Origin of the sequence: Halobacillus sp. (assembly GCF_049282395.1) — a bacterium.
Taxonomy (GTDB): Bacteria; Bacillota; Bacilli; order Bacillales; family Halobacillaceae; genus Halobacillus.
In genome coordinates, this window is sequence record NZ_JBAPTY010000331.1 from 1 (window position 1) to 10,942 (window position 10,942).

12 protein-coding genes are annotated in these 10,942 nt (G+C 41.0%); 2 read left to right on the plus strand and 10 right to left on the minus strand.

Annotation, left to right across the window (positions count from 1 at the left end; genetic code table 11):
- Positions 1 to 390: 390 nt before the first annotated feature.
- The 3 genes from pdaA to WAM07_RS14005 form a co-directional block, all read right to left on the minus strand.
- Positions 391 to 1,170: a delta-lactam-biosynthetic de-N-acetylase gene (gene pdaA, locus WAM07_RS13995; protein WP_422167801.1), complete on the minus strand. Its 780-nt coding sequence runs from the start codon at positions 1,168 to 1,170 to the stop codon at positions 391 to 393.
- 87 nt (positions 1,171 to 1,257) lie between these two features.
- Complete coding sequence (locus WAM07_RS14000; protein ID WP_422167803.1) at positions 1,258 to 2,562, minus strand: Na+/H+ antiporter family protein; 1,305 nt, start codon at positions 2,560 to 2,562, stop codon at positions 1,258 to 1,260.
- A gap of 295 nt (positions 2,563 to 2,857) precedes the next feature.
- Complete coding sequence (locus WAM07_RS14005; RefSeq protein ID WP_014642131.1) at positions 2,858 to 3,010, minus strand: SE1561 family protein; 153 nt, start codon at positions 3,008 to 3,010, stop codon at positions 2,858 to 2,860.
- Between the two features lie 444 nt (positions 3,011 to 3,454).
- On the opposite strand from WAM07_RS14005, the gene WAM07_RS14010 reads away from it, so the two are divergent.
- Positions 3,455 to 4,318, plus strand: coding sequence for a mechanosensitive ion channel family protein (locus tag WAM07_RS14010; RefSeq protein WP_422167806.1), 864 nt, complete (start codon positions 3,455 to 3,457; stop codon positions 4,316 to 4,318).
- Between the two features lie 5 nt (positions 4,319 to 4,323).
- Here the strand turns inward: WAM07_RS14010 and WAM07_RS14015 are convergent, their stop codons facing one another.
- From WAM07_RS14015 to WAM07_RS14025, 3 genes are all read right to left on the minus strand, one after another.
- Positions 4,324 to 5,121 carry a YfkD family protein gene (locus WAM07_RS14015; RefSeq protein WP_422167808.1) on the minus strand — a complete coding sequence of 266 codons (798 nt, stop codon included), beginning with the start codon at positions 5,119 to 5,121 and terminating at the stop codon, positions 4,324 to 4,326.
- A 63-nt stretch (positions 5,122 to 5,184) separates the two neighbouring features.
- Positions 5,185 to 5,796: a YczE/YyaS/YitT family protein gene (locus WAM07_RS14020; protein ID WP_422167810.1), complete on the minus strand. Its 612-nt coding sequence runs from the start codon at positions 5,794 to 5,796 to the stop codon at positions 5,185 to 5,187.
- Positions 5,797 to 5,955: 159 nt separating this feature from the next.
- The gene (locus tag WAM07_RS14025; RefSeq protein ID WP_422167812.1) at positions 5,956 to 6,345 is read right to left on the minus strand and encodes an OsmC family protein; all 390 of its coding nucleotides are present in this window, start codon (positions 6,343 to 6,345) and stop codon (positions 5,956 to 5,958) included.
- Positions 6,346 to 6,498: 153 nt separating this feature from the next.
- On the opposite strand from WAM07_RS14025, the gene WAM07_RS14030 reads away from it, so the two are divergent.
- Positions 6,499 to 7,671 (plus strand): MFS transporter, encoded by a 1,173-nt coding sequence (locus WAM07_RS14030; RefSeq protein ID WP_422167813.1) that lies wholly within the window; start codon positions 6,499 to 6,501, stop codon positions 7,669 to 7,671.
- Positions 7,672 to 7,685: 14 nt separating this feature from the next.
- On the opposite strand, the gene WAM07_RS14035 is transcribed toward WAM07_RS14030, so the two are convergent.
- From WAM07_RS14035 to WAM07_RS14050, 4 genes are all read right to left on the minus strand, one after another.
- The gene (locus WAM07_RS14035; RefSeq protein ID WP_422167815.1) at positions 7,686 to 8,729 is read right to left on the minus strand and encodes a metal ABC transporter solute-binding protein, Zn/Mn family; all 1,044 of its coding nucleotides are present in this window, start codon (positions 8,727 to 8,729) and stop codon (positions 7,686 to 7,688) included.
- Positions 8,730 to 8,846: 117 nt separating this feature from the next.
- The gene (locus tag WAM07_RS14040; protein WP_422167817.1) at positions 8,847 to 9,257 is read right to left on the minus strand and encodes a Fur family transcriptional regulator; all 411 of its coding nucleotides are present in this window, start codon (positions 9,255 to 9,257) and stop codon (positions 8,847 to 8,849) included.
- Positions 9,257 to 10,111, minus strand: coding sequence for a metal ABC transporter permease (locus tag WAM07_RS14045; protein ID WP_422167819.1), 855 nt, complete (start codon positions 10,109 to 10,111; stop codon positions 9,257 to 9,259). Before WAM07_RS14045 ends, WAM07_RS14040 begins: the two co-directional genes overlap by 1 nt.
- On the minus strand, positions 10,108 to 10,890 hold the full coding sequence (locus WAM07_RS14050) for a metal ABC transporter ATP-binding protein (protein ID WP_422167820.1): 783 nt from the start codon (positions 10,888 to 10,890) through the stop codon (positions 10,108 to 10,110). The genes WAM07_RS14045 and WAM07_RS14050 overlap by 4 nt, the downstream gene beginning before the upstream one ends.
- Positions 10,891 to 10,942 lie beyond the last annotated feature (52 nt).

Consider the following 10,942-nt stretch of genomic DNA (forward strand, 5'->3'; position numbering starts at 1 on the left):
AACACCTTCCAATAAACAAGGATAATCTATGTTTTCATAGTTGTTTACGTGTAGGAACCCTGTTATAGAAGCATTTGAGGCAGATGCAGTATGGCTCCTGTCTCCTATAGCAGGGTCCGTTCACTAGATATCGTTGGGGCGGCGGAGGAAACGACGAGACTCCCACGGGAGAAGGAGCTAGGCGAGACCCCGCAGGGAGTGTCAACGACTGAGGAGGCTTGCCAGTTCCCCCGTAGGAAAGCGAGTTGTTTTCCGTAGCCGCCCTCATCCTTTTTCGGCAACGGACCCATTTATCTTGAAACTGAGTCTTCAACAAACGGGAGCTTATCTTTAATATCGTCAAAAAGGTATAATAAAACCTCTACACGCGGTGCGTGTAGAGGCTTTCTGTTACAGGCTCCAAATTGGAAAAGGAAGCAGTTTTTTTACCATCAGATCGTTAAGACTGCCGAAATGGTAGCCGCGCTTTCTTAGTTCATCAATTAATTGCTCTAGAGCTTCCGCATTATCCTGCGAGACTGTATGCAAAAGAATTACAGCTCCAGGATGGATTTGGTCGAGCACACTATGATAAGCATACTCCCAGCCTTTTTGATTATTTGTTTCCCAGTCCTTAAAAGCAAGAGACCAGAACGCATGGGTATATCCAAATTCTTTTGCCCACTTTAAGGTTTGTTCATTAAACGTACCCCGAGGTGGACGGACAAATGTCATGGTTTCCTGATCTGTTAATTTCTTCACTTCCTGATTAACTTTGTCCAGTTCCTGTTTCATTTGTTCCTTAGAAATTTTCGTAAAATCTGGGTGGCTCCATGAATGGTTACCGATTAAATGGCCTTCATTAGCCATTCGTTTTAACAGATCAGGAGCACTTTGAATGTAATGCCCGGTCACAAAAAAAGTAGCAGGCACTTCTTTTTCCTTTAAAATATCTAAAACTTTTCCTGTATATCCCTGCTCGTATCCATTATCAAAGGTTAAGTAAATAACAGGAGCTCCAGAAGGATCGACATAGAAACCATCCTCTTTTTCCAGCATAGGACCATACCGGCCTACATCCGGAGCTTCTCCATTATTGCTTTTTTTGTATCCCCATCCTTCTGCCTGTATCGATAAAGGCTGAAGAAGAAATGCACAGGATACAAATAAGGCTAGAATAACTTTCCACATGACTACCACTCACTTTTTGCTTAGTATGCGTGAGTCACGAGCTAAATATAAAGAAAGGCAAGTGGGAATATTACCCACTCGCCTTTCTTAAAGAATTAGTGCAGTTGCCCATCCGAAGATGAATAACGGAATATTATAATGAAGGAAAGTGGGTACACATGTATCCCAGATGTGGTTATGTCTGCCGTCCGCATTTAAACCTGAAGTAGGTCCAAGTGTGCTGTCGGACGCCGGCGAGCCTGCATCGCCCAGAGCGCCTGCAGTTCCGATCAGAGCTGCTGTAGCCATTGGTGAAAAACCGGCACTGACGCATATAGGAACGAATAAAGCTGCTAAAATTGGTACTGTTGCGAAGGAAGACCCAATTCCCATAGTAACTACCAATCCTACAAGTAATAATATAAAAGCAATAAAGGCCTGATTGTTTCCTAAATAATCTGAACTGATTTCAACTAGTGCCGTAACAGATTCCGTTTGGGTTAATACATTAGCATAACCTGCTGCAACCAGCATAACAAAAGCAATAAATCCCATCATGCCGATTCCATCGTTAACCACTTTGTCCCCTTTATTAAAAGGAACGACCCGAAAGATAAACATAATAATAATTCCAGCAAGAGCCGCAATAATTAAGTTCTGCCAGACAGCCTGAATAATCAAAGTGACGAAAATGGCAAGAATCGTCCACCCATGCTTCCGTTGAAAACTCTCACTTAATACAGGTTCCCCAACCGTATTTTCCGCTTCAACAAGATTTGGGGCTTCTCGTTTTTTCCGATACGTAATTAATACAGCAATAAACAATCCAACAACCATTCCAGACCCTGGAATAAGCAGCGACTGTGCAATCGAACCGATCCCAATACTGATTCCATTCGCATCCATTGCTTCCTGAATGGTCTCATGAAAAATTAATCCAAAACCTGCCGGAATCATAACGTAAGGGGCTTTCAAACCAAATGTTAATGCTGCAGCTACAGCACGTCGATCCAGCTTCATTTCATCAAATAGTTTCAACATTGGCGGTATTAATATAGGTATAAAAGCAATATGCACTGGTATAACGTTTTGGGATAAACTTGCAACAAAAGCAATAACGAACACAATCATTGTACGTCTGCTTTTTAATGAGCGAAGCAAGAAATTCACCAATAGAGACGTGATTCCTGAATAACTTATAGCGACAGCAAACGCGCCAAGCAATACATAACTTAAAGCGACACTTGCCTGGTCTCCCATTCCATTAACTAGTATTTCCACCGACTTCGTAATCGACTCGCCATTCATTAAACCAGCGGTTATTCCGGCAGCAATAATTGCGATAATGACATTGATTCGTAATAGACTTAAAATCGTCATTACGAGGACAGATACAATGACTGCCCAGGCCATAATCCATTCTCCTCTCTACTTCTATCTTTTATTTATTAGCGATTTACCATGATAAAGTACAATATTAAAAAAATCAACCCTCTTATTCGAGAGTCAACCTAGAAAAAATTCACATAAATAATAATAGCTGCTATAGCCATGCTTGAGCCCATAAGAATCCTCTTTTGTGAATGTTGAATGGACCGTCCTGACACTTTACGGAAAAGAGCCATAATAAGGGTCAGCGTAAACAAAAAGCCGAGCACAGGGGAAATATAAAAAATCAGCAGATCCAGTTCATTCCCCTCCTTTTTAATTATTTGTTCATTTTATTCTCTAATTCTTCAAGCATAGAAATTAAATGGTCAATATCTTCTACAGAAGTGTCCTCAGGTTCTAATTCTTCAATTCGAATCATGAATTCAGATAATCGTGTTTTTAAATCATCGATTCTCTCTTGCTGGGTCATATTAACGAACTCCTTTTTGTACTTTTTCAGCCATGCTTATCATAGTACAAGCATAGCCTTATGTCTATCATGGACTTACTGGAAGATAAACCCTCTAATCTTAAAGCTTATAACCTGCCTCCTTACTACCGAAGATGAAAAAGAATGAATATCTTATACTAATTCTTTCTTTATAATTTGAGCAATTAGAAGAAACTGGCACCTCAGGTCATCCATAATATGGATGACCTGAGGTGCCCATTTTTAAAAAAATAGATGATCTTATCATTACATTGGATGATGAGGTAAACAATTGCTTCTGTTTGTGGGGATTTTCACCATTTAAACTATACGTAAGAGATCATACCTAAAATGAAGATTAAGATAAGCATAGCCTTATGTCCATCGTGGACATACTGATGGATAAACATGCTATAATACTTGCCTAAGAGGAGGTCAGATACTATGGGTTTAGATAATATAGATTTAAGTAAATGGACAGAAGATCCCGGTCGGGCGGTTGTAATTATAAGCAGCGCCATCCTACTTTTCTTATCTGTTGTTATTATCCGAAAAATAATTCAATCATTCTTCAAACGAACCTCTTTTATCGAGGAACGAAAAGAGCAGACATTAGAATCCATGTTCAACTCCATCATAAGCTATGCAGCTGTGATTGGATTTATTTTTATTGTACTCGATCAATTTATTCCTATCGGCAGGCTTCTGGCCGGGGCTGGAGTCATCGGTATTATTGTTGGTTTTGGTGCTCAGAATCTGATTAAAGATTTTTTCGCCGGTTTATTTCTCCTCTATGAAAAACAGCTTCATAAAGGTGACTTTATTACTTTGAATAATACCTTTCATGGAACGGTAGAGGAAATCGGTCTCCGGTTTTTAAAAATCCGGCAATGGAGCGGCCGTCTGCTCACCATAAGCAATGGACAGATTACAACAATTGAGAATTATAATTTTGAGCATATGCGTGTAATTGAAAAAATCACCACGAACTTCAAAGAAGATCCAAAACGCATGTTTGAGGTTTTAGAGGAAGCGTGTGTGCGAATGAATGAAGAATTGGCTGTCTATGTGAAAAAGGATTTAGCAGACAAGCCGATTGAGCCTTTTCAAGTCTATGGGATGACTTCCCTGAACGATCACTATCGAGGTTATGAATATACAGTAACTGGACTAGTCTATGACCTTGTTTACTGGACAGCTGCCAAAGAAACCCGGCGGATTCTCGCTGAAACCATGCATAAACATAAGATCGCTATGGCTGAGCAGCGTATTGAAATGAGGACTTATTCCTCCGAAACGGGAGAATAAGTCTTCTACTCTGCAATCAATCGAAAGCTTATGTGATTCTCTACGGGAATCCAGGCTCCTATTTCCTGCTTAGTTACGTTTTTTACAATAACTTTTTTGTCACTGCCCTTTAGCTGAATGTAAACATCCCCAAAAGCTGCTTCACCTGTTTCCTTGAGAGCAGGAGCATATGCCTGCAGAACACCTTTATAATCTACAGCTACGTCGTAAGCCTTACTATGAGTCGTTCCCCTCCCGATCACGGTTTGGTAAGCAAGCGGAAGTTCTGTATTTTTTTGTGCTTCAAGCAAAATCATTTCCCTCAATTGCTCACTATGGCTGGTTTGAGTAGTCAAGCCACCCTGAACCTGCTTCTCTGCGATTTGCTCATAACTTAATTTTTCAGTCTGAGGGCCACTTACATTATTAAGTTCATTCTCATTAATTTTTTGATATTTCCAGTTCACCGATGTTTCTTTAGAGTTATAAGCAAGCGGCCAGCGTCCAAGGAAGATCTCCCCTCTATATCCGATCGCAAATGGGGAAGGAGTGATCGACGTTTCATTGAACATCTCAATTAGTACCGGGTTTGTAATTTTCACATTTGTATCTTTGAGAAGCTCGTGAGTTCTGCTTTCTTTTTTCAATTTCCTATCTTCGCCATTCTTATTCGTGTACGTGTTATTTTCAGAAATGTTGACCACATGACCGGGCAAGTGGGTATCGTTTCTGTCTTCCTGCTTCGCTTCAACTACGATTCCTGATAAACAAGCCCCCATCAGCCAAACCACTGCAGCAGTTAAAAGTATCTTCCTTACCTCCATTTTCCTGACCGCCTTTCGTTTTTCTTAGTCTGTGGAAAATAGAGTCCTCCTATGCTGGAAACCTCAGGAAAGCAGCTTATTCATAGCCCATTGAGCTTTCGTATCGAAAAACTGAATGGCCGGGCCGATCCCTATTAAAATAACGAGTGTTCCAAAGCCAATCGGCCCTCCGAGTATCAGAGCTCCTACCAATGCAAATGCTTCGGTCAGCGTCTTGGAGATTGTCAGACTGAAGCCGAATCGTTTTTGTAGAGCCACCATAAACCCATCCACCGGATTTAGAGAGAACTTCGATTGCAAATATAAAGCGACTCCAATTGCAATAGCGATAATACCACTGAGAAGGATAATTAATTGCTCCCAGAACGTAGAGAACGTAACCGTATTCAATACGCCTAAGAGCCAAAAATCGATAACTTTTCCCAAAATTAATATAGTGATGACCGCCAGTACATCAGGGCGCTCTTTTGCGATGAGAGCGTTGCTGACAATTAACAATGCGCCGATGATAATGACCCAGTTGCCGACTGTAAGTCCAAAAGACTCTGTTAAACCAACGTTCAGCGCATCCCACGCTCCTGCTCCTAAATCAGCTTTAATCGTTAAGGATATACCAAAGGCAATTATAACAATTCCAATTAAATAGAATATTGCTTTTAAAAGCATGCTTTTCATAAGCTACCCTCCCTTTTTTCCATAAGTAATATATTACATTTTATAACTGAGTCTTAAACAAACGGGATCCTATGTGGAACAAGCTCAAAGGTTGTTTACAAAAACTTTCCATAAAAAAAGAGCGCTTACCCTTCATAAGGATAAGGCTCTTTTATATTACTAGCTTAGTTCGATGCACTCAAGTGTTTCTTCTACTTCAATACTGTTTTGAACTGATTGTACCATCGAGCAATTGTTCCTTGATATATCAAGATTTTTCAGCAGTTTATCCTGATTAAGACGATAGCCTTTTACAGCATAATGGAGATGGATTTTTTCAATTCGGTTCGCCTTCTCTGAGTTGCGTGTAACATCTGCCGTAACTTTGATGTCTTCAAACTTAATCCGCTGTTTGTCTAGTATTTTACGGAAGACTCCGATGCTGCAACCGGCAATGGAAGCTACCATTAATTGATAAGGTCGGAAACCGAATGCTTCATCTCCTGAAATATTTAATTGTCCATAATCAAATGATGTGCGTACCCCGTTCTCTTTTAAATAAAAATCCATGTTCCCCACTCCTTTCGAATTTTTCAAGCCTTTACTTATTATAGTAACCGTTTTAACCCTCGTCATAACCTTCTAAGTAAAAAGACTTGCCCTATTTATTGAGATTCCTTTACGATAATGAAGGTATCATACATTTGGAGAGGAGGGAATTCTTTGGTCTCCACTCGTACAAGATTTTGGATTTTAATTGGATTGGTTACGATATCAGGATTTTCACAGGGAATGCTTCTACCCCTGCTCGCTGTTATTCTTGAACAAAATGGAGTTTCCTCTTCGATCAACGGCCTGCATGCAACTGGGCTCTACATCGGGATTCTCATATCCTCTCCCTTTATGGAAAAACCGCTTCAGAAGCTCGGCTACAAGCCCGTGATTATGATTGGAGGAGCCCTGGTCTTCATCTCTCTTGCTCTTTTTCCATTCTGGCAGGCTTTGTGGTTCTGGTTTATATTAAGAGTTGCGATCGGAATCGGTGATCAGGTGCTTCATTTTGGGACTCAAACGTGGATTACCGCTACGTCCGCTTCGCATTCACGAGGCAAAAACATCGCTTATTACGGACTGTTTTTCAGTTTAGGGTTTACCATTGGCCCTTTAATGACCAATTTGCTTGAGTTTAATATCTACTTGCCGTTTCTTGTATCTTCTGGTCTCAGTTTGATGGTCTGGCTTATGATGTGGAGAGTTAATAATGAGGCACCACCAAACGATCAGGCCACTGCTTACGGAACCAGTTCTTACAAGCGGTTCCTGGGGGCAATTAAAATCGGCTGGGCCGCATTTCTTCCACCGATGGCTTATGGATTTCTCGAGGCTACTCTCCACGGGATTTTTCCTGTCTATGGATTAAGGATAGGACATGATGTGAATGTGTTGTCATTTATTATTCCATCTTTTGCAGCAGCCAGTCTGTTATCCCAAATCCCCCTTGGAGCACTTAGTGATCGCGTGGGGCGTAAGATTGTTATCCTGAACGTTGTATCAGGAGGGATCGCTGCCTTTATTCTGGCGGCCATTTTTGAGGAATCTACCCTTGGCTTATTCGCTACGTTTGCGATGGGTGGATTATTTGTCGGCTCTTTATTTTCGTTAGGAATTTCCTATATGACCGATTTACTGCCACGGGAACTTCTGCCGGCAGGGAATATATTATGCGGAATGGCTTTTAGTATCGGAAGTATCCTTGGTCCATTTCTATCCGGAGCCTTCCTGGATTTTATGCCAGGTCTGTCTTTCTTTTATATTATTGTTGCTCTTTTAATTATTGTGTTTGCTGCCACCGCTTTATCCAGCGATCCTCAGACACAAAAAACTGCGGACGCTTAAGTCCGCAGTTTTCTTTATTCAGACAAAGCTTCACTTAACTTCTCCAGGTTCTGCTTCATCAGACTAATATAATTTTCCTCGTTCTGAATATCTTCTTTTGTCAGCACCGAAAGATTATGAATACGCAGAGGTTCAGCTCCAATTTCACTTTGAACAACCTCCGCAACTTTAGGGGTGACGTTCTGTTCGAACAGAACGTGGTTCAAATTATGAGCTTCTGCTGTTTCAATAATGTTCTCCAGTTCCTTTTGGGAGGGCTCATTGGATGGACTTAAACCGGAAACAGCAATTTGTTCGATTCCGTAAGCCTGCTCCCAATACCCATAGGCTGCGTGAGAAACAATAATTTCACTTTTGGGTTTGTTTTCTAACTGTTCGTGAAATTGATGATCTAAGTCCGTAAGCTTCTGTTCCAGTTCTTCAAAGTTTTTGTTAAATTGCTCCTCTTGCTCAGGCTTTAGCTCTACAAGCATTTCTTTAATATTTTCAGCCAACTGAATCGAACGGATGGGATCCAACCATACGTGAGGATCATTCTCTCCATGATCATGGTCTTCATGATCACTCTGCTCTTCACCCTCATGAGACGTGCTATCTTCTTCGTCAGCATGATCCTCGCCTTCATGGGCATGATCACTTTGCTCAGTTTCTTCCGCATGGTTGTGCACATGCTCCTTTAAATCCATTCCTTTAGCCGCTTCCAATACTTTCACATCTTCAGGTTTCAAAGAATCAGAGATTTTTTGAGCATAACCTTCCAGACCTGCTCCATTATATATAAAAGCATCCGCCTCAGCCATATTCACCATTTCCTTAGTCGTTGGCTCATAGGTATGAGGATCGGTTCCTGGAGGCAGAATAGTTTCCACTTCAGCCGCATCTCCTGCTATTTGCTCCGCAAAATACTGTAAAGGATATACTGTCGTGTGGATCTGCAAGGCAGACTCATTGTTTTCTCCAGATGCATTATTTTCCTGACTTGAAGTATCCTCGCTGCATGCCGACATGACGACTGTTAAGATCATTATAGATAATATAATTGCCAGTTTCTTCACCATTTCTCCTCCTCTTCCATTTCACCGAAATTATATCGTAACGATTACACTTTGTAAATAGTAATCATTACTTTTTGAAAGTTTTAAAAAGAAGTCTGCGATGCCTGGCACCGCAGACTCTTAATGACATTGAGGACATTTTCCATAGATTTCAAACTTATGATTTTCGATGTCGTAGCCTTTTAAATTTTCATTAATGCTGTTCATCGGACAGAATTCAATAGACTTCGTTTTTCCGCATGTCGTACATATAAAATGATGGTGATGTCCATGGGTCTCACACCCCAGCCGAAAATGTTTCTCTCCACCAAGCTCTGTCGTCTCCAGAATTTCCTCTTCCGTAAGCAGGTAAAGATTTCGATAGATCGTATCATAACTGACCCCGGGGAAATCTTCCTGTATGGTTTTTAAGATATCCTTTGCAGCAATATACTGATCCTGCTGGACAAATATCTCCACAATCCGTTCTCTTTGCTTCGTCCGTTTATAACCTTTTTCTTTCAAACGCTGTAAAGCCGTCTCAACATTCATTATACTTCACCCTTTATCCATTGTTGGGTTCTAACCTTTTTGAAAAGAATCGTCATCACAAGAATAATTACGGCAACCATAACAATTGTTCCGCCAGGAGGCACACTCAAATGATAAGATGAAAACAAACCGATCAATACGGATGTCTCACCAAATGCAATCGATAGTCCGATTGTCTGCTTGAAGCTCCTTGACAGGCGTAAGGCGGAGGCCACTGGAAGTGTCATCAGGGCAGAAACGAGCAGTATACCTACCACCTGCATGGAAGCGGCAATAACGAGCGCTACCATAACAATAAATAAAAGATGAATCCAACGGCCGTTCACACCGGAAATCGAGGCCTGCTCTTCATCAAAGGATAATACAAACAGCTCTTTATAAAATAGTATAACAATAGCAATAACCATGATGGTAATAATGAGCACGGTCCACATGCTCGTTCGATCGACAGCCGTTACACTTCCAAATAGATAACTGAACAGATCAGTATTGAATCCGTCTGCGAGTGATATAAGAATAACCCCAAGCCCTATACCGCCTGACAGGATAATCGGGATAGCCAGTTCTTCATAATGTTTATAAAGCTTTCGCAGCCTTTCAATTAAAATAGCGCCGCCAACCGAAAAGACCATTCCCATATAGACAGGATTCCAGTCGTTAATGCCTGTTACCTTCTTCTCGAGCAGCAGGCTTGCTGCAATCCCGGTCAACGTAATATGAGATAAAGCATCCGCAATCAGCGAAAGGCGTCTTACTACAATGAATACACCGAGAAGAGGGGCTACAATCCCGATCAATATCCCGGTGATGGCTGCGTTCTGTAGAAATTCATACTGAAAAAAACTTTCAATCATGATGGATTCACCTCGTCATGGTCGTGATTATGAGTCAGCTGCTGAACAGAATGACCATATAGACGATTAAGATCTTCATCATTGAATTCTTTGTACTCTTCTGTATTTCCGTGGAAATGAACGGTTTTATTCATACATATCACATGGGTGGCGTGTTCTGTAATGGTTCCGATATCGTGCGTTACCATTAGCAGGGTAATACCCTGTTCTTTATTTAAACGGCCCAGCAGATCATAAAATTCCGTCACGTGCTTAGCGTCCACCCCTACCGTTGGTTCGTCTAAAATAAGTAAAGAGGGATCGCTGACCAGAGCGCGGGCGATAAATACCCGCTGCTGCTGCCCTCCCGATAGTTCCCCTATATTGGAATGAGCATAATCTTCCATTTCAACTGTACGCAAAGCCTTCAAAGCTTTGTCTTTATGCGTTTTATTAAAAAATTTAAATGTTCCAATTCTTGAAACCAATCCTGCTTTTACAACTTCCAGTACTGTGGCCGGAAAACCAGAATTAAAACTGTTGGCCTTTTGGGACACGAAACCAATTTCCTGCCAGTTACTGAAATTTTTTATTGGACGATCGTAAAGAGTAATAGAACCCCGGTCCGGTTTAGCTAGTCCCAGCATGAGCTTGATTAATGTCGATTTCCCTGAACCATTAGGGCCTACCAGACCTAGAAACTGCCCCTGCCTAATGGTCAAGTTCACATCTTTTACGACCCATTCCTTTTCATATTTAAAGGAGACCTGCTCCATCTTTACAATTGGATGATTACTCATATTAATCCCTCTCAAAAAATAATAATGATTACGATTTAAATTATATAAGACA

Excerpts from the sequence above, each read along its gene's own strand:
- WAM07_RS14000 (WP_422167803.1), bottom strand. The coding sequence starts at position 2,562 with ATGGCCTGGGCAGTCATTGTATCTGTCCTCGTAATGACGATTTTAAGT.
- WAM07_RS14020 (WP_422167810.1), bottom strand. The coding sequence starts at position 5,796 with ATGAAAAGCATGCTTTTAAAAGCAATATTCTATTTAATTGGAATTGTT.
- WAM07_RS14015 (WP_422167808.1), bottom strand. The coding sequence starts at position 5,121 with ATGGAGGTAAGGAAGATACTTTTAACTGCTGCAGTGGTTTGGCTGATG.
- WAM07_RS14025 (WP_422167812.1), bottom strand. The coding sequence starts at position 6,345 with ATGGATTTTTATTTAAAAGAGAACGGGGTACGCACATCATTTGATTAT.
- WAM07_RS14045 (WP_422167819.1), bottom strand. The coding sequence starts at position 10,111 with ATGATTGAAAGTTTTTTTCAGTATGAATTTCTACAGAACGCAGCCATC.
- WAM07_RS14005 (WP_014642131.1), bottom strand. The coding sequence starts at position 3,010 with ATGACCCAGCAAGAGAGAATCGATGATTTAAAAACACGATTATCTGAA.
- WAM07_RS14035 (WP_422167815.1), bottom strand. The coding sequence starts at position 8,729 with ATGGTGAAGAAACTGGCAATTATATTATCTATAATGATCTTAACAGTC.
- pdaA (WP_422167801.1), bottom strand. The coding sequence starts at position 1,170 with ATGTGGAAAGTTATTCTAGCCTTATTTGTATCCTGTGCATTTCTTCTT.
- WAM07_RS14040 (WP_422167817.1), bottom strand. The coding sequence starts at position 9,257 with ATGAATGTTGAGACGGCTTTACAGCGTTTGAAAGAAAAAGGTTATAAA.
- WAM07_RS14050 (WP_422167820.1), bottom strand. The coding sequence starts at position 10,890 with ATGAGTAATCATCCAATTGTAAAGATGGAGCAGGTCTCCTTTAAATAT.
- WAM07_RS14010 (WP_422167806.1), top strand. The coding sequence starts at position 3,455 with ATGGGTTTAGATAATATAGATTTAAGTAAATGGACAGAAGATCCCGGT.